The sequence below is a fragment of the Streptomyces sp. GL_148 genome (genome assembly GCF_057834205.1).
In genome coordinates, this window is record NZ_CM174396.1 from 3,216,028 (window position 1) to 3,233,013 (window position 16,986).

Annotated in this window: 14 protein-coding genes, 1 tRNA gene and 2 pseudogenes; 9 read left to right on the top strand and 8 right to left on the bottom strand. The window is 72.7% G+C overall.

Annotation, left to right across the window (positions count from 1 at the left end):
• Positions 1-36 precede the first annotated feature (36 nt).
• A pseudogene (locus tag AC3IYI_RS14620) lies at positions 37-743 on the bottom strand (RNA-guided endonuclease InsQ/TnpB family protein); the annotation flags it as partial.
• Between the two features lie 167 nt (positions 744-910).
• On the opposite strand from AC3IYI_RS14620, the gene AC3IYI_RS14625 reads away from it, so the two are divergent.
• The 3 genes from AC3IYI_RS14625 (at position 911) to AC3IYI_RS14635 (ending at position 6,006) form a co-directional block, all read left to right on the top strand.
• On the top strand, positions 911-1,927 hold the full coding sequence (locus tag AC3IYI_RS14625; RefSeq protein ID WP_489410593.1) for a phosphatase PAP2 family protein: 1,017 nt from the start codon (positions 911-913) through the stop codon (positions 1,925-1,927).
• A 1,146-nt stretch (positions 1,928-3,073) separates the two neighbouring features.
• The gene (locus AC3IYI_RS14630; RefSeq protein WP_489410594.1) at positions 3,074-4,666 is read left to right on the top strand and encodes a hypothetical protein; all 1,593 of its coding nucleotides are present in this window, start codon (positions 3,074-3,076) and stop codon (positions 4,664-4,666) included.
• Positions 4,663-6,006 carry an AAA domain-containing protein gene (locus AC3IYI_RS14635; RefSeq protein WP_489410595.1) on the top strand — a complete coding sequence of 448 codons (1,344 nt, stop codon included), beginning with the start codon at positions 4,663-4,665 and terminating at the stop codon, positions 6,004-6,006. The genes AC3IYI_RS14630 and AC3IYI_RS14635 overlap by 4 nt, the downstream gene beginning before the upstream one ends.
• Positions 6,007-6,015: 9 nt before the next feature.
• Here AC3IYI_RS14635 and AC3IYI_RS14640 read toward each other — a convergent pair whose 3' ends face one another.
• Positions 6,016-6,522, bottom strand: a complete 507-nt coding sequence (locus tag AC3IYI_RS14640; protein WP_489410596.1) for a MarR family winged helix-turn-helix transcriptional regulator — start codon at positions 6,520-6,522, stop codon at positions 6,016-6,018.
• Positions 6,523-6,636: 114 nt separating this feature from the next.
• On the opposite strand from AC3IYI_RS14640, the gene AC3IYI_RS14645 reads away from it, so the two are divergent.
• Positions 6,637-7,200, top strand: coding sequence for an NADPH-dependent FMN reductase (locus AC3IYI_RS14645; RefSeq protein ID WP_489410597.1), 564 nt, complete (start codon positions 6,637-6,639; stop codon positions 7,198-7,200).
• Here AC3IYI_RS14645 and AC3IYI_RS14650 read toward each other — a convergent pair.
• Positions 7,190-8,452, bottom strand: a complete 1,263-nt coding sequence (locus tag AC3IYI_RS14650) for a M20 metallopeptidase family protein (RefSeq protein ID WP_489410598.1) — start codon at positions 8,450-8,452, stop codon at positions 7,190-7,192. The two genes, AC3IYI_RS14645 and AC3IYI_RS14650, sit on opposite strands and share 11 nt — an antisense overlap.
• A gap of 169 nt (positions 8,453-8,621) precedes the next feature.
• Here AC3IYI_RS14650 and AC3IYI_RS14655 point away from each other — a divergent pair, with 169 nt between their 5' ends.
• The 3 genes and pseudogenes from AC3IYI_RS14655 to AC3IYI_RS14665 all read left to right on the top strand — a co-directional run bounded on the left by AC3IYI_RS14655 (position 8,622) and on the right by AC3IYI_RS14665 (position 9,739).
• Positions 8,622-8,969: a hypothetical protein gene (locus tag AC3IYI_RS14655; RefSeq protein ID WP_489410599.1), complete on the top strand. Its 348-nt coding sequence runs from the start codon at positions 8,622-8,624 to the stop codon at positions 8,967-8,969.
• Positions 8,970-9,092: 123 nt separating this feature from the next.
• Positions 9,093-9,675 (top strand): annotated as a pseudogene (locus tag AC3IYI_RS14660) (bifunctional DNA primase/polymerase).
• Positions 9,666-9,739, top strand: a tRNA-Lys gene (locus AC3IYI_RS14665). The pseudogene AC3IYI_RS14660 and the gene AC3IYI_RS14665 overlap by 10 nt, the downstream one beginning before the upstream one ends.
• Before the next feature lie 60 nt (positions 9,740-9,799).
• Here the strand turns inward: AC3IYI_RS14665 and AC3IYI_RS14670 are convergent.
• Positions 9,800-10,993 carry a M6 family metalloprotease domain-containing protein gene (locus AC3IYI_RS14670; protein WP_489410600.1) on the bottom strand — a complete coding sequence of 398 codons (1,194 nt, stop codon included), beginning with the start codon at positions 10,991-10,993 and terminating at the stop codon, positions 9,800-9,802.
• A 441-nt stretch (positions 10,994-11,434) separates the two neighbouring features.
• Between AC3IYI_RS14670 and AC3IYI_RS14675 the strand changes: the two genes are divergently transcribed.
• The gene (locus tag AC3IYI_RS14675) at positions 11,435-13,387 is read left to right on the top strand and encodes a putative bifunctional diguanylate cyclase/phosphodiesterase (protein ID WP_489410601.1); all 1,953 of its coding nucleotides are present in this window, start codon (positions 11,435-11,437) and stop codon (positions 13,385-13,387) included.
• Position 13,388: 1 nt separating this feature from the next.
• On the opposite strand, the gene AC3IYI_RS14680 is transcribed toward AC3IYI_RS14675, so the two are convergent.
• From AC3IYI_RS14680 to AC3IYI_RS14695, 4 genes are all read right to left on the bottom strand, one after another.
• Positions 13,389-13,649 (bottom strand): DUF397 domain-containing protein, encoded by a 261-nt coding sequence (locus tag AC3IYI_RS14680; RefSeq protein WP_489410602.1) that lies wholly within the window; start codon positions 13,647-13,649, stop codon positions 13,389-13,391.
• A complete protein-coding gene (locus AC3IYI_RS14685; RefSeq protein WP_489410603.1) occupies positions 13,639-14,457 on the bottom strand; it encodes a helix-turn-helix domain-containing protein in 819 nt (272 codons plus the stop codon). The genes AC3IYI_RS14680 and AC3IYI_RS14685 overlap by 11 nt, the downstream gene beginning before the upstream one ends.
• A 106-nt stretch (positions 14,458-14,563) precedes the next feature.
• Positions 14,564-15,067, bottom strand: a complete 504-nt coding sequence (locus AC3IYI_RS14690) for a hypothetical protein (RefSeq protein ID WP_489410604.1) — start codon at positions 15,065-15,067, stop codon at positions 14,564-14,566.
• Between the two features lie 207 nt (positions 15,068-15,274).
• On the bottom strand, positions 15,275-16,204 hold the full coding sequence (locus AC3IYI_RS14695) for an NmrA/HSCARG family protein (protein WP_489410605.1): 930 nt from the start codon (positions 16,202-16,204) through the stop codon (positions 15,275-15,277).
• A 120-nt stretch (positions 16,205-16,324) separates the two neighbouring features.
• On the opposite strand from AC3IYI_RS14695, the gene AC3IYI_RS14700 reads away from it, so the two are divergent.
• Positions 16,325-16,903 carry a TetR/AcrR family transcriptional regulator gene (locus AC3IYI_RS14700; RefSeq protein ID WP_489410606.1) on the top strand — a complete coding sequence of 193 codons (579 nt, stop codon included), beginning with the start codon at positions 16,325-16,327 and terminating at the stop codon, positions 16,901-16,903.
• Positions 16,904-16,986 lie beyond the last annotated feature (83 nt).

The window sequence follows — 16,986 nt, forward strand, 5'->3', positions numbered from 1 at the left end:
AGTTGACATCCTCCCCTCCCTCGAGGGAGGGGGTTCCTACGGCTCGCGCCGTGGGGTTTTCTGCTTCGTCGCCGACTGCCCGCCCGGAGAACTCCGTTGAGGTCTTACACCGGCTCCACAGGCAGACACGGCCAGCCCGGCCGCCAGAATGTTCTTCGCCGCGTTCACGTCACGGTCGTGGGTCACACCGCAGCCGCACGTCCACTCACGGACGTGCAGCGGCATCTTGCCCGCGATGGTGCCGCGATCGTTTGGTTTTCACGAACGAGCCGAGTGGTCAGCTTGTGCAGGTGGTCACACCTGCGGTCGGCGATCCGGGCATGGATCTTGGCGACCTCGCGCCGGGCCTTGGCCCGGTTGGCGCCGTCGCCCTTGGCCTTACGGGACAGGATCCGCTGAGCCCTGGCCAGACGGGCGCGGTCCTCGCGTTCGAACTTCGGATTGGTGACCTTCTCCCCGGTGGAGAGCGTCACCAGGCTGGTGATACCGGCGTCGATCCCGACAGCCTTGGCGGTCGCGGGCATGGGCGCGGGGATGTCGTCGCACAGCAGGGAGACGAACCAGCGCCCGGCCGCGTCCTGCGACACGGTCACCGTGGTGGGCGTCGCACCCTCGGGCAGCGGTCGCGACGACACGATCGCCAGCGGGTCCGCCATCTTCGCCAAGGTCAGCGCACCATCCCGGTAGCGGAACGCGCTGGAGGTGTATTCGGCGGACTTGCGGGACTTCTTCCGCGACTTGAAGCACCAAACCTGCGGGTCAGTGCACTGCGATCCGCCCTGGCACCGAATCCCAGCCTTGCCCCGGACCGCAGAAGTCCGATTCCTCCCCGCCCTGAAGGGCAGGTTTTCTCGGAAACCTCCGATGAACTCCAAGCAACCCTTGCGTCTTCACACACGTCATACGCCGTATGACTAATAGGCGGCAGCCTCCGCGATGGTGGGCAGAACTGCTGCTCCTGGGACTCGTCTACGCGGCGTACTCCGGTGGCAGACTCCTCGCCCGGGGCGACGTCGGGCTGGCGGTGGACCACGGGCTCGCGATCCTGCGCCTGGAGGAGCTCCTGGCCATCGACCTGGAGCGGCCGCTCAACCGGCTCTTCACCGGCCAGGCGGTCCTCGGCATATCCGCCGACTTCCTCTACGCCTCCCTGCACTACCTCGTCACCCCCGCGGTGCTGGTCTGGCTCTACCGGCGCCGCCCCCAGCAGTATCGATTCGCCCGCACCTGGCTGATGCTCTCCACCCTCCTCGGACTCGTCGGCTTCGCTCTGGTGCCCACCTGCCCGCCCCGGCTGCTCGACGCCTCGTACGGGTTCACCGACACGATGGCCCGGTACAGCTCCTACGGCTGGTGGGGCGGGGAGGCCAGCGCGCCGCGCGGGCTCGGCTCCTTCACCAACCAGTTCGCGGCCATGCCCAGCCTGCACGTGGGGTGGGCCCTGTGGTGCGGGGTCGTGCTGTGGTGCTGCGCGCGCCGGCCGCTGGTCCGGGCGCTGGGGGCCGCGTACCCCGCCGTCACCACCCTGGTGGTCATGGGCACGGCCAACCACTACTTCCTCGACGCCGCCGCCGGGGCCGCCGTGATGGGGGCCGGCTACCTCGCGGCCCGCGCCCTGCCCGCCGGGATCACCGGAATCGCCGGAATCGCCGGAATCACCAGGATCGCCGGGATCGCCGGGGCCGGACTCCCCGCGTCCGGCGGGTCCGCCGAGCCCGCCCCGCACACCACCCGAACAGCCGGTTTCCGCGGTAAGTCCACGATTGTCAGTGGCGGATGGGAGACTTCCGCGGGTGAGCTCCTACCCGTCCAGCGGTCAGCCGCCGCAGACCCCGCCGCGGTCCCCCGCGCCGACGGCGCAGCCGGCGGCATGGCAGGCCACTCAGCCGACGACGCCCCCGAAGACTCTCCGGCAGCGGCTCGCTGATCTACGCGGCCCCGACGTCGCGCCGCGCCCGCTCGACGCCCGCGCGCTGGCGGCCCTCGCCGCCAACCCCGGCTGCGGCAGACGCGCCCTGCTCGACGGCGCCGGCGTGGACAAGACCGTCCTCGCGGCGGCCCTCGGCTCCCCCGCCGCCTTCGGCCAGTCGCAGTTCGCCATAGTGCGCGGCAACTCCTTCGAGGCCAAGGTCAAGGGCGACGGCGGAGCCGAGCTGCTGCGGCTGGTGTACGAGCACCTCGGCGCGGGATCCGGCGGCGCGGCCGGCCCGCCCGGACCGGACGCCCTGACCCCCGACCTCACCGCCGCCGGCCCCCAGGGCCGCGCCGCCCGCACCGCGCTCGCACTGCGCGAGGCGACCGCCGCCGGGGCCTGGACCCTGCTCGACCACCCCATGCTCGCGCTGGAGGTGGCCGGCTCCCCCGCCTATCTGGAGCCGGACGCCGTCGTCGTGCACCCCGACGGGCGCTGGACCGTGGTGGAGATCAAGTCGTTCCCGATGATCGACGGGGCCGCCGACGCCGCGAAGGTGGGCGCCGCCGCCCGCCAGGCCGCCGTCTACGTCCTGGCCCTGGAGACGACCGCCGCGAAGGTGGCCGGCGCCGAGGTCGGGCACACCGTGCTGCTCGTCTGCCCCAAGGACTTCTCCAACCTGCCCACCGCGGCCCCCGTCGACATCCGCCGCGAGCGCTCGGTGACCCGGCGCCAGCTGGAGCGGCTCACCCGGGTCGAGGAGCTGGCCGGGGCCCTGCCCGAAGGCCTCAGCTTCGATCCGGCGCGCTCCTGCGAGGAGCTGACCGAGGCCGTGTCGGCCGTGTCCGCCGCCTACGCCCCCGAGTGCCTGGCCGCCTGCGAGCTGGCCTTCCACTGCCGGGACCGGGCGCGCGGGGCCGACGAGGTGACCGCGCTCGGCCGCTCCGTACGGGGTGAGCTGGGCGGGCTGACCACGGTCGAGGCCGCCCTCGCGGCCGCCGCGGGTCGCGGAGCCCCAGGCGGCACCGGAGGCACCGGCACCGGCCCGGCCTCCGACGTCGCCTTCGAGGACCCCACCGCGGTCGCACTGCGGTACGCCGCCCGGTTGCGCGCCGAGGCGCTGGAGCAAGCCCCTGCCCGCATCCGCCCGAAGGCCGTCGAATGTCCCTGCTGAACACCCTGGCCCGACTGGAGGCCGTCCGCGCCGGGCGAGCCCAGCCGCTGGCGACCGTACGGCACCGGCATCTCGGTGAGCAGCCGCTGGTCTTCGTACCGCTGACGACTGCGGGTGAGGCCGGGGCCCCACTGGGCGCGATGTTCGGCACCGACCCGCAGGACCCCCGGATCCTGGTCGTTCCGCAGCCGCGCGACCGGGACCTGCGGTGGGAGTTCCTGGCCGAGCTCGCCCGGAACCTGATGCCGTACATCGACGGCTACGCGGACGCCGTCGAGCCGGTGGAGCGCACCGAGACCGACCCGGAGACGGGCAAGCGGGTCAAGGTGGAGGCCGAGCTCTGCCTGGACGCACCGCAGTTGATCGTGCCGAGCCGCGCGGGCATCGAGTACGTCCGGCTGCTGGGGCGGTCCATGCGGTTCCGGCGGACCGCCGAGGAGGACCCCGAGAACCCGTATCCGGTGCCCGCACAGGTGCCGCTGCTGGGCCGCTGGTTCACCCACTTCGCCGAGCGCTCGCGGGTACCGGGGTCCTCGATGCTGCTGTCCGCGACGGACCTGCTGTCCCGGCACTGGGCGACCGGCCAGAGCAACCTGGAGGACCAGCACCTGCAGGCGCTGCTGGCGTGGATCGACCCGCCCGAGGGGGCCTGTGGCGCCGAGCTGGCGCTGCGCGCCGAGCTCGGCCGTGGCGAGGACGGCCAGTTGCTGCTCCCGCCCGCCGGTCCGGCCACCGATCCGGCCTTCGACAACAAGCTGCTGGCCCCGGCGATCGCGAAGTTCGACGCGGCGCGCGCGGCGGAGCCCGGGGACGGGGACGGTCCGCGGTTCGCCGAGCGGGCGCTGCGGCGGCTGGTCGTGGACCAGATGCAGAGCACCTGGGGGGCCGTGTGGCACGCGCTGGACCTGATGCGCGAACTGCCCGCGGGCGAGCGCACCGAGGACCGTTGGACCGGTGACCGCTGGTCGTACACCGGCCACCGGGACCGGGTCCGGGCGGGCGAGGGCCCGCAGCCGCGCCGCGACGACGCGGTGACGGCCGCGCGCAAGCTCGCGACGCGGGAGACCGAGCAGGTACGGCTCGACGCCCAGGAGGCGCTGGACGACCTGCTGGTGATGGCGGGCCGGCGGCTCGCGGGCGAGGCCTTCGCCGGTGAGGTCACCGAGGTGGTCATGGAGTGGACGGAGTCGAAGCGGCCGAGCCCGCGCCCGCTGGTGTGGGTGGCCACGGAGGACCGGCCACAGCTCACCGAGGACGGCGGTGGCGGGGGCCCGAAGGTGTACCGCTCCCTGGAGGGGCGCCCGCAGAGCGCGCAGTTCGTACGCCGGGAGGAGGACGGCCGGCTGGTGCTGCGCGTCCTCGACAAGATGGGCCGCGGCAGGGATCCGGAGCCGGGCTCGGTGCCGGAGAAGGGCGACCGGGTGTGCTGGACGCTGTTCGAGCACGATGCGCGCGGCGGCCCCAAGCTGCCGGACGCCGAGCAGACGCCGTGGACCCACGGCGGGCCGCCCGAGCACCTGACGCGTGACGCCCCGATGCTGCCGCTGCCCGACCCCGTGACCGCCGAGGACCTCCTGTGAGCACCGCGAGCACCGCTTTCGATCCGGGCGCGGCCGCCGGCCGGGCCACCGACGCCATCCTGCGCGACACCCTGCACGGCGGGGCCCGGGGCGTGGTCGTCGACTCCCCGCCCGGGGCCGGGAAGTCCACGCTGGTGGTGCGGGCGGCCCGGGACCTGGCGGCGGCGGGGCGCCGGCTGATGGTGGTCGCGCAGACCAACGCGCAGGTCGACGACCTGGTGCTGCGGCTGCACGCGAAGGACCCGGAGCTGAAGGTGGGCCGGCTGCACAGCAGCGAGGGCGACTCCTACGATCCGGCGCTGCGCGACTTGGACTCGGTGGTCCTCTCGGCGAAGCCGGCGGACCTCGCGGGGCTGCCGGTGACCATCTCGACGGCGGCCAAGTGGGCGTGGGTCAAGGACGTGGAGCCCTGGGAGCACGCCATCGTGGACGAGGCGTACCAGATGCGCTCGGACGCGCTGCTGGCCGTGGCCGGGCTGTTCGACCGGGCGCTGTTCGTGGGCGACCCGGGGCAGCTCGATCCCTTCAGCGTGGTCGGGGCCGAGCAGTGGGCGGGCTTGTCCTACGATCCCTCCGCCTCGGCGGTGTCCACCCTCCTCGCGCACAACCCGGACCTGCCGCAGCACCGGCTGCCGGTGTCCTGGCGGCTGCCGGCTTCGGCCGCGCCCCTGGTCTCCCGCGCCTTCTACCCGTACACGCGGTTCCGCAGCGGTACGGGCCCGGGCGAGCGGCGGATGTCCTACGGGGTCGCGGGCGACGGCTCGGGCCCCGACCGGGTGCTGGACGAGGCCGCCGAGTCGGGGTGGGGGCTGCTGGAGCTGCCCGCCCGGCACACCCCGCGCACCGACCCGGAGGCGGTCCGGTCGGTGGCCCTGGTGGTGCGCCGGGCGCTGGACCGGGGCGCTGTGACGGTGGACGAGCAGGCGGGCGGCCCGTCCCCGCTGACGGCGGACCGCATCGCGGTGGGTACCGCCCACCGGGACCAGGCGGCGGCGGTCCGGGCGGCGCTGTCCGCGCTCGGGGTCACGGGGGTCACCGTGGACACGGCCAACCGGCTCCAGGGCCGCGAGTACGACCTCACCGTGGTCCTGCACCCCCTGTCGGGCCGCCCGGACGCGACCGCCTTCCACCTGGAGACGGGCCGCCTCTGCGTCCTGGCCTCACGGCACCGGCACGCCTGCGTGGTGGTGGCCCGGGCGGGGATAGCGGAGCTCCTGGACGCCCACCCGTCTTCGGAACCGGTGCAGCTGGGCGTCACCATGAAGTTCCCGGACGGGTGGGAGGCCAACCACTCGGTGCTGGCCCACCTGGCGGAGCACCGGGTGGTCTGGCGGCCGTAGCCCGGCGGCTCAGCGGGTCTTGCGCTCGACGCCGAGGCGGGTGCGGAGCAGTTCGCCCACCTCGGCGAAGGTGCGCAGCTGCTCCGGGGTCAGGATGTCGATCAGGTGGCGGCGCACCGATTCCACGTGGAGCGGGGCGGCCGTCATGATCGCGGTGACGCCCTGCTCGGTGAGCACCACTTCGGCGCCGCGCCCGTCGTCGGCCACCTCTTCGCGGCGGACGATGCCCCGCTGCTCCATTCGGGTGAGCTGGTGGGAGAGCCGGCTGCGGGACCACTGCATGAGGACGGCGAGGGCGCTGATGCGCATGCGGTGGCCGTCGGTGGAGCCGAGGACGGACAGGACGTCGTAGTCGGCTTCGGAGAGCCCGCTGTCCTGGGTCAGGTCGCGCGCGATATCGGCGTTGACCAGCGGGAACATCCGACGCCAGGCGTACCAGGCCTGCTGTTCGGGCTCGCTGAGCCAGCGCGGCCCGCTCTCGTTCCCGGCCTCGTTCGCGGCCTCGTTCGCGGTCATGGTCGAAGTCTAGACCGGTACGTGACACGTCACCTACCTAGTTGACACGTCACCCACTCTCGCGTTCTCATGGGTGACACGTCAACAAAACCGCCCCGGCCCCGAGGAGCCCCCGTGAACCCGCACCCGATCCGCCTGCACGTGATCTCCGCCTCCGTCCGCCCCACCTCCGCCGCCCGCCCCCTCGCCCGCTGGGCCGCCGGCCAGGCGCAGGGACGCTTCGAGGTCACCCCCGTCGACCTCGCCGAGATCGCCCTGCCCTTCCTGGACGAGCCCGAATACGCCTCCACCGGGATCTACACCCATCCCCACACCCGCGCGTGGAGCGCCCTGGTCGACTCGGCCGACGCCTTCCTCTTCGTCCTGCCGATGTACAACGGCGGCTTCACCGCCCCCTTCAAGAACGCCATCGACTTCCTCTACCGCGAATGGCAGGGCAAGCCGGCCGGCCTGCTCTCCTACAGCGCGGGCGGCTCCGGCGGCGCCCCGGCCGGCCGGATGCTGCGGCCGGTGCTGGAGGCCGTCGGCATGGTGCCCACCGAGGCCTCGGCGGCCGTCCCGGGCATCACCGGGCTGGTCACCGCGGACGGATTCCGGGCCCCGCAGGGCCTGGCGGGCGAGCTCGCGGCCGTACTGGACGAGCTCGCCGCCCTGGCGAGGACTCCGGTCAGCGCGTGAGGAGCGCCCCGGTCAGGTGGTCGTACGCCGCGTGCGCGTGCAGCCGTACGCCTGTGATCAGGGTGGCGTCGTCGGCGTAGAAGCCGGGGTGGTGGTTGCCGACCAGGCCCCGGCCGCCGGGGACGGCCACGGGTTCGCCGCTCGCCGGGTCCAGGGCGGTGTCCTGGACGCCGAGCATCACGTACAGCCCGCCGAAGCGGGTGATGAGCTCGGAGACGTCGTCGTAGCCGAGCGTGCCGCCGACCTCCACCACCCGGTCCGCGCCCGCGACCCGGCGCAGGGTGGGCAGTGCGGCCTCGACCCAGGCCGCGTCGTTGCGTACGGCGGGCACGTCCTGGAGCAGTTCGACGGTCGCGGAGGCCCCGTAGGCCTCGGCCGTGTGCTCGGCCAGCACCGTCAGCCGGCGCTTCACCACGGGCATGTCCCGCTCCTCGGCGCAGCGGATCGTGCCCCACAGGGTGACGGTTTCACCGATGACGTTGTACCGGCCGACGTCCTCGATGTGGCCGATGGAGACCGTGACCGGGGAGAACGCCGACACCTGCCGGTAGAGCTGGCCGATCCCGGTCAGCAGCGCCCCGACGGCGGGCATCGGGTCGATGCCGTGCCAGGGGGACGAGGCGTGGGACTGCCGGCCGGTGACGGTGACGCGGACCAGGCAGGAGGCCCCGTACATCGGGCCGGACTTGTAGCCCACCCAGCCCTTGGGGTGCGGGGTGACGTGCATGCCGAAGGCCATCGTGGGGACGGGGTCCGCGAAGGCCCCCTCGGCCACCATCAGGCGCGCCCCGCCCTCCTCGCCTACGGGCGGACCCTCCTCGGCGGGCTGGAACACGAACAGCACGGTCCCGGGCAGCCGCTCCCGTACCCGTACGTCGGCCAGTGCGCGCGCCGCTCCGAGGAGCATCGCGGTGTGGCAGTCGTGGCCGCAGGCGTGCGAGGCCTGGCCGGTGGCGGCGAAGTCCGCGCCGCAGCGGTCGGGGACGGGCAGCGCGTCCATGTCGGCCCGCAGCGCCGCCACCCGGTCCCCGGGCAGGCCGCCGCGCAGCACCCCGACCACGCCGTGCCCGGCGATGCCGGTCCGCACCTCGTCCAGTCCGAACGCGCCGAGCTCCCGCGCCACGAGCCGCGCGGTGGCGGCCTCACGGTTGGGCAGCTCCGGATTCCGGTGGAGGTGACGGCGCCAGCCGATCACCTGCTCGATGCCCTCGTCGCAGAGCTTGTCCAGCTCCTCGTGCACACCATCGGTCATACGCACGTTCTAACCCATGGACCGGGACCCTCGGGCGCCCTTGCGTGAAGCTGGACAATGGACGGTGGCCCGGAAGCTTTTCGACCCGGGGGCTTTGCGACCCGGAGGCTTTCCACCCCGGGGGCTTTCCGGCCCGGAAGCTCCCCCCACGTCCAGCAGGAGGACACGCATGGCAGAGCCCGAGCGGACCGAGCGGAGGCTGCGGCCCGCGCAGTTGCTCTTCGAGCCGTCGGAGACCGTCACGGACCCGGAGCACTTCTTCGACCTCGAATCGATCGACGACCCGCGGGAACTGCTGGTCCGGGCGACGGAGCTGACGCTGGCCTTCCGTGCCGCCCAGGAGCGGGCGGTGGAGTTCCAGGCGGTGGCGGCGGCGCAGCTCGCGGATCCCCGGCGCTTCGACCGGCTGTCGGCGGCGGCGATCGCGGAGCAGGCGGAATGGACCGAGGACTACGCCCGCAAGATGATCGAGTTCGGCGAGTCCCTGCTGCGCGGCACCACCCCCGAGGGCGCCTGAGGACACGCCCGGGCCGCGACCACTGGCATATGCGGGGCGCAACATACCCCAGTCCCACCCGGCCTGTCCCGGTTTCCCGTAACTCCCGGAGACCGGTCCGCTACCCCAGGTAGACCTGAACGCATGACGACCCTGACCGGCTGTCCCGCATTCGACCTGCGGACGACGACCGCCTCCGCGACCCACGTCACCCCGGCCGGCGCCGCCTGGCTGGCCTCGGCCTCCGCCCAGCCCGGAGGCACGCTGGCCGCCTGGCAGGCCCGGCCCACCGCGCCCGCCGTGCTGCCCTGCGGGACCGCCTTCGACGTCGTCAACGTTCCCCTCGTCCTCGGACGCCGGATGCTCGACCTGCTCTGGGCCGAAGGCCCCGGCTCCGGGCCGGCCGCCGTGCACCGCGGGCGGACCCTGCTCTTCGCCGCCCCCGGCACCGCCCATCGACTCCCCGCCCTGCTGGCCTGGGAGGAGTGGGCCACCCCCGTGCCGGCCCCGCTCTGCCACGGCCGCGGCGACGCCGTCACCGTGCCCCCGCTGGCCGCCGGCGGGGGGCCCTCGCGCTGGCTCGTGGCGCCCGACACCCGGCTGCCCTGGCTGCCCGGACCGGAGGCGCTGCTGTGGGCCTTCGTCCGTGCCACCCGAGCTGCGGATATCGATTTTTCCGATCGCCGGTCGGGGTGCTAATGTCTTCCTCGTCACCAAGCGCCGCTAGCTCAGTTGGTTAGAGCAGCTGACTCTTAATCAGCGGGTCCGGGGTTCGAGTCCCTGGCGGCGCACAGACGGAGAAAGACCCCCACGCGAGTGGGGGTCTTTTTCGTACGCCTCGCACCTCTCGGCTACCGCGTGATCTTCACGGTGTACGCGCCCGACTGCGTGCGGTCCGCCACCTCTACGGTGATTCCCTCACCCGGGACGGTGAAGGCCTCCCCCACCTCCAGCGGGGCGTCGGCCAGCGGCGGGTACACCGACCGGTCCCAGCAGGCCTCGGTGTCGGGGTGTGCGTCCACGACCTCGATCGGCCCGCCGCCCGACGCCGCCTCGTTGCGGACCCGGTAGACGAGGACCCCTTCGGTGCAGGTGTCCCCGTCGTTGCCCGCGGAGCCCCGCGCCTCGACGGCGATCGCGCTGCCGGCGCCCGTACGGATCACCGCGAGCCGGGTGCCCCCCGTACCGCCCGGGCGCGGGGCCTCGGACAGCGGCTGGAGGGTGTGCAGGGAGGAGCCGGATCCCACGCAGTCGACCTGGGAGGCGTCCAGCCAGCCGAGCTTCCACTTCTGCCAGGCGAAGAGGTCCGGGGCCATGCCGAACTGGCTGCCCATGACGTCCCAGTCCCCGACGTAGGTGTCCCAGTCCCCCTTGCCGTCCGAGGGCCGGTGGTAGAGGTCCGGCAGGTCGAAGACGTGTCCGGTCTCGTGGGCGAGCACGTTGCGGTCCGGCGGGTGCTTCTCGAAGACCGTGACGATGCGGCGCAGGTCGGCGCCGTCGGCCCGGATCGGCTGCTCGAAGTTGACGACCTTGGTGGCATCGGAGTCGACGCCGGGCGCGTCAGGGTCGGCGACGAAGTAGACGACGTCGTACCGGCCGAAGTCCAGCGCCGGGTCGGCCCCGGCCACCGCGTCGCGCAGGTAGGCGGCCCGGTCCGCCGGGGCCCAGTCGCGCTGTATCCCGTAGGCGGCGGACGGCTTGGGCATCTGGATCCACCGCTTCTGCGGGTGCGGGACCAGGCGGAAGCGGCCGTAGGAGGCCCGCTCGAAGAACTCGCTGGTCGCCGGGAAGTAGTCGGCGGTGAGCTCCTCGGTGGTCAGGGTGGGGCGGTGGTCGGGGAAGGAGAGGAAGACCATGACCGCGTTGAGGGTGCGCTCGGGCTTGGGATAGGCGCCGTTCCAGCTGTCCAGGCCCAGGGAGTGGTGGGCCGTGGTACGGGTCAGCGCGCAGGGTCCGGCTCCGGGGGCGGCGACCGCGGGTCCCGCGACGAGCGACATGGCGGCGAGCGCCGTCAGGGAAGTGAGCGCCGCCGCCGTGGTTCGCATGCGGGAGCGGTCCACTCCCCCGGGTGTCTGCTGTCGCGGCACATCGACCTCCGGTGGTGGATTAGTACCTCTTCATCCACCTTGGGGCGATTGTCTTACTAATGCCCTGTTCCGCTGCCCCACACGAGTGAGCACTAGGGCAAGCCGGTGACGCCGGGTTTCGCACATTCGCCTACGGAAAGTCACGACCGATCAGGTCGGATCAGTGGTGGGCGCCGGATGTTCACAGCCGTGCGGAAACGATCAGTCGCCGTCAGGCCGACGATCCGTCATCACGCCGAACTCCCGCGCCCCGCACGGCGTCGCCGCTGGATAGGGCCGTCCGGCAGCCTCTATGATCGGCACACTTTCCTGCACGGACACTCACACGCACTGCGGGAGCCAACGGTGAGCGGAACCCCAGATGGAACCGGTTCGGCGGCCGACAGCATCCGACCGGCCATGACGCAGCGTCACCCGGCGGCGCCGGCGACGACGGCAACCCCGGACCGTGCCGATCGCCGGGCCGAGTACGGGCCCGGCCACCAAGCGGACCAGCAAGCCGGCCACGAAGCCGACCACCGGGCCGGTCACCAGGCCGCCTGTAGCCAGGCCGCCGGTCATCAGGCCGCCGGTAGCCAGGCCGCCGGCTACCGGGCCGACTACCGGGCCGCCTTCAACGCGGCCCATCTCCCCATGGCCGTCGTCGACCGCACCGGCCACATCGCCGGAGCCAACGAGGCCCTCGCCGCACTCCTCGGCTCCGAGCCGCACCTCCTCGCCGGGCAGTCCGCCGCCGAGCTGGTGGACCTGGCCTCCGAGGCCCGGACCTGGCACGCCTACCAGGAGGTGCTGCGCGGCCGGCAGGCCCGGCTCCGCTGCACCCGCCGCCTCAAGCACCCCGACGGACACTCCCTGTGGACCGAGATCACCCTCGGCCCCGTACCCGGCACCGACACCGGTGACGTACTGCTCTCCGTCGCCGACATCAGCGACCGGCGCGACCTCCAGGCCCGGCTGCGCCACCTCCAGATGCACGACCCGGTGACCCGGCTGCCCAACCGCGCGCTGTTCTTCGAGCGGCTCTCCGCCGCCCTGGAGGCCTCCTCGTACGGGCAGAGCGGCACGGGCCGGATCGGGCTGTGCTACCTGGACCTGGACGGCTTCAAGGCCGTCAACGACACCCTCGGCCACCGGGTCGGCGACCGGCTGCTGACCGCTGTCGCCCAGCGGCTCACCCAGTGCGCCGACCAGTCCGGCTACGGGCGCACCGGCGGGCACCTGGTGGCGCGTCTCGGCGGCGACGAGTTCGCCCTGCTGGTCGAGGAGTCCACCGGCACCGAGCAGCTCGCGGACCTGGCGCGGAGCGTCCTGGCCGCCGTACAGGAGCCCTTCGACCTGGCCGGTCAGCGGCTGTCGGTCTCCGCGTCGATCGGGGTGGTGGAGCGGGCGGCGGCCGGGACCTCGGCGACCTGCCTGATGCAGGCCGCGGACACGACCCTCTACTGGGCCAAGGCGGACGGCAAGGCCCGCTGGACCCTCTTCGACCCGGAGCGCAACGCGCACCGGATGACCCGCCAGGCCCTGTCCTCGACGCTGCGGCCGGCCGTGGAGCGCGGCGAGTTCACCGTGGAGTACCAGCCGCTGGTGGACCTGGAGAGCGGTGCGGTGCGCGGGGTGGAGGCCCTGGTGCGCTGGAACCACCCGCAGTTCGGCCTGCTGACGCCGAATCGGTTCATCGGAATTGCCGAAGAGGACGGTTCCATCGTCCAGTTGGGCCGCTGGGTCCTCCAGACCGCCTGCCGGCAGGCCCGGCGCTGGCAGATCGAGCAGCCCAGCGACTCCCCCGTCTTCGTCTCCGTCAACGTGGCCGTGCGCCAGGTCTGGGACTCCGACCTGGTCGGCGACGTCGCCGAGATCCTCGCGGAGACCGGCCTGGCCCCCCAGCTCCTCCAGCTCGAACTGACGGAGTCGGCCGTCATGGGCTCGGCGGGCCGCCCGCTCCAGGCCCTCCAGGCGCTGAGCGACATGGGGGTGCGGATCGCCATCGACGATTTCGGCACCGGCTACTCGAACCTGGCCTACCTCAGCCGCCTGCCGGTCTCCGTCCTCAAACTGGACGGCTCCTTCGTCCGCGGCTTCCGCTACGAGGAGGGCTCCCACCCGAACCCGGCCGACGAGACCATCGTCGAGGCCCTGGTGCAGCTCGCGCACCGGCTGGGCCTGACGGTGACGGCCGAATGCGTGGAGACCGCCGGCCAGGCGGCCCGCCTGCGGCGCGTCGGCTGCGACACCGGCCAGGGCTGGCTGTACTCCCGGGCGGTGGCCCCGGAGGCGATCGCAGCCATCATCAGCCGCCAAGCGGCCGCGGGCCCCGACCAGCCGGAGGGACCCGCGCCGCATCCCGAGATCTGAGTCAGAGACTCCGGACGAAGACGCCGAACGCTTCAGGGGCGACGGTGAAGGCAGGGCCGTCGGGACGCTTGGAGTCCCGGACGGCCACGCGGCAGGGCTGGGCGGCGATCTCGATGCAGTCGCCGCCGCTGGAGCCGCTGTACGAAGCCTTGCGCCAGGCGGCGGTGCCGAGCGGGGCGCACTCGACGCAGTCGCCGCCGGTTCCGCCGCTGTAAGTGGACTTACGCCACTGCGCGCCCGCCAGGTCCTGGTTACTTCCCATAGCGTTCCTCCATCACGCGAGCGATCAGCTCTGCCGATGCCCGGGGAGAGAGGGCCTCGGCTTGCAGGCGAGCGTAACCGACCGAACGCTCTTTGATCACTTGGGGATTGGCGGTCATGTGCCCTGAGTCGTAGCTCTCGCTGTAGTGGAGGTCCGGGTCACCGTCGAAGCGCAGGAGATTGAACGACCCCATCATTGCCGTGTGCTGGCCGACTTTGAACGGCAGCACCTGGATCTCCAACCACGGCCGGTCTCGGAGGCTGAGCAGGTGGGCGAGCTGCTCCCGCATGACCTTGGGGCCTCCGATCTCCCGGAGGAGAGCGGCCTCGTCCAGCACTACCCACAGCACAGGCGGCCCCTCGCGGGCCAGAATGCGCTGCCGGTCCATGCGAGCAGCAACGCCAGCATCGAGCGCGTCGGGGTTCTCGACGCCCAGCACCGCTCGCGCATAGGCCTCCGTCTGGAGCAGCCCGTACACCAACTGGCACTGGAACGTGGAGATATATGTCGCCCGGGCCTCCATCTCCGCGTACGCCTGGAACCAGTGGGGCAGCTGGCTCCGTAGGACCAACCCCACCAGCCGGGAGAAGTGCCCATCCGTACCCAGCGCAGCGTCGAGCCGTTCCGAGAAGTCCCGGGTCGGCACCCGTTTCGTGTTCTCGATCATGCCGATCAGCGAGCCCGAGCAATAGATGATGTCGCCCAGCTGCGCCTGTTTCAGCCCAGCGGCCTCCCTCAGGCGGCACAGTTCGTAGGCGTAGTAGTCCAGCGGCGAGGCGCTGGGATCGAGAGCACGGACGTTGACCATGGGCGGCCACCCCTGTGAGAACGCGTACGGATCCAACTCATCGCCGAGCGTAACGACCTCCGCACGCTCCGGTACGGAAAATCCGGCAATGCGCAGACGCGCCGGGTCAGTCGATCAGGTGCATGGCGAGTTGCTCCCACTGCCGTTCGGACGGGGAGTCGGACCCGGTCGTCACCAGGTGGAGGCTGACGTGTTCGGCTCCGGCGTCGAAGTGCTCCTGGACCCGGTCAGCGATGCTCTCGGCTCCGCCGTGGACCACCAGCGCGTCGACCAGCCGGCTGCCGAGCGCGTCCGGGTTCTCGTATCCGAGTCCACGCAGCAGGTCGCGGCGGTTCGGCAGGGCGGCCGCGGCCGTGGTGCGGGCCGGTTCGGTCGTGTCCGCGTGGTCGTGGCCGAGCACGCAGAGCTGTGTGACGGCCAACAGGGCGTCGTCTCCGAGGACGGTCCTGGCTACGCGGGTGTACTCGACGGGCATGCCCAGAACCGTTGCGCCCAGGGCGCGTTCGGCCGCGAGGGCGAGCATGTCGGGGGACCGTCCGGGGGTCGCCTCCTCCAGGGTGCGCTGTGCGGCGGCCGCCGTGACCGGGTCGCGGGCGTAGATGTCGGTCATGCCGGAGGCCACGGTGATGCGCCGGGTGGCCGCCAGGAGGAACGCGGCCCTGCGCCATGGCCTCCCGCCCCGTGGTCTCGGGGAACCACAGGGCGCCGAAGCCGAGGCCCTCGACCGCGGCGGCAGCCTTGCGGACCTCGGTCGCGGAGAGGTCGTCGAAGTGCGTCGCCCAGATCCCGACGCGGCCGAGACCGTGGGTACGGGCGCTCACGCGTCCTGCACGGCGGTGCGAGCGGAGTCGAGGAACGCGGCGATCCGGGCGGCGCCGGTTCGCTCCAGCCAGGTGGGGAGGTCCATCGTGCCGGGGTGGATCCTGCGGGTGGCGGGGATGTCCGCACGGTAGCCGTGTTCGTTGAGCCACTCGTTGGCGTGGGCGAAGTCTTCGCTCAGGGCCCGGATCGCGTCGATCGGGATCTGAACGTAGGACAGCGGTATGCCGAGCGCCCGGCCGATGGCTGCCGCGATCCGGACCGGCGTTAGTTCGTCCCCGGCCAGGGAGACGGCCCGTCCGATCCACTCCCCGGGCCGGGAGAACGCCAGTGCGGCGACGGCGCCGACGTCGTCCACGGCCATGATCTGCTGGGGGACCTCCGGGGCGAGGCCGGTGGACAGGTTTCCGTTCCGCAGGGCGTATCCACCGGTGAAGTTCTCCATGAAGGAGACCGGCCACAGGATCGTCGCGGGCAGGCCCAGGGAGGCCATGTGCTGCTCGATGCGCCACTTGCTGACCAGATTCACCGGAAGGTTCTCCTCGAGGTGCCGGTCCGCTTCGGCGACCGAGGTGAAGACGAAGTGCCCGATGCCCGCGGCGTGCGCGGCCTCGGCGACGTTCACCCCCCAGCGCACCTCTTCGTCGGCGGTGAAGTCGGGCCCGGTTCCGGGCGATCCGACGGTGGGCTGGACGCTGAACAGGCCCCAGGCGCCCTCGGCCGCGGCGGTCAGGGACTCGACGTCCTCCATCCGCGCCCGCACCACCTGCGCGCCGGCCCGCGCCAGCGCCGCGGCCCGCGGCCCGTCCGGGTCGCGCGTCAGCGCGCGCACCTGCCAGCCGTCGCGGAGCAGGTGACGGGTCACCGCCCTGCCCTGCAGGCCGGTCGCGCCCACCACCACGACGGTCTTCCGGTGCGTCGGCGTCACGTGTTCTCCTCCATCGCGTGCATGCGGAAGCGGAGCCAAACCTAAGTGGGGTGGCCCCCCATTTCTCGTTCGCTACGATATGGAGGACCACCCCACTTATCAAGCCCTCAGGAGCCACCCGTGCCGAAGGACGCCGCCACCCCGCCCCGTCGGCCGCTGCGCGCCGACGCCCGCCGCAACGTCGAGAAGATCGTGGCCGCCGCCGGCGCCCTGATCGCCGAGCACGGCGCCGAAGCCTCCCTGGAGGAGGTCGCCCGCAGGGCGGGGGTCGGCTCGGCCACCCTGCACCGGCACTTCCCGTCCCGGCAGTCGCTGCTGGAGGCGGTCTTCAAGGACCGGGTGGCGGCCCTGTGCGCGAAGGCGGAGGACCTCCTCGCCGAACCGGACCCGGGCCGGGCGCTGGCCACCTGGCTTCACGCCGTCGGTGCGCACGCCGTGACCAACCGCGGGCTGGGGGCTTCGCTGGTACAGGACGGGGACCCGGCCCTGGGCGAGAGCTGCCACGACATGATCACCAATGCCGGAGAAGCGCTCCTCGCACGCGCCCGGACGGCGGGCGCCGTACGAGCCGGGATCACCATCGCCCAGCTACTGACGCTCGTCGGCGCCATCGCGCTGGCCACCGAGCACATGGCCGAGGGACCGGCCGAGGCCGACCTGCTGCTGGCGATCGCCATCGACGGCGTACGCACGCGCTGACCCGGGTCGTCCATCCGGCTGGCACCCGTTCGACAAGGGGCGCGTGCCGGATGGTTGGCAGCCCTCGGCTGTTCCTAGCCTCG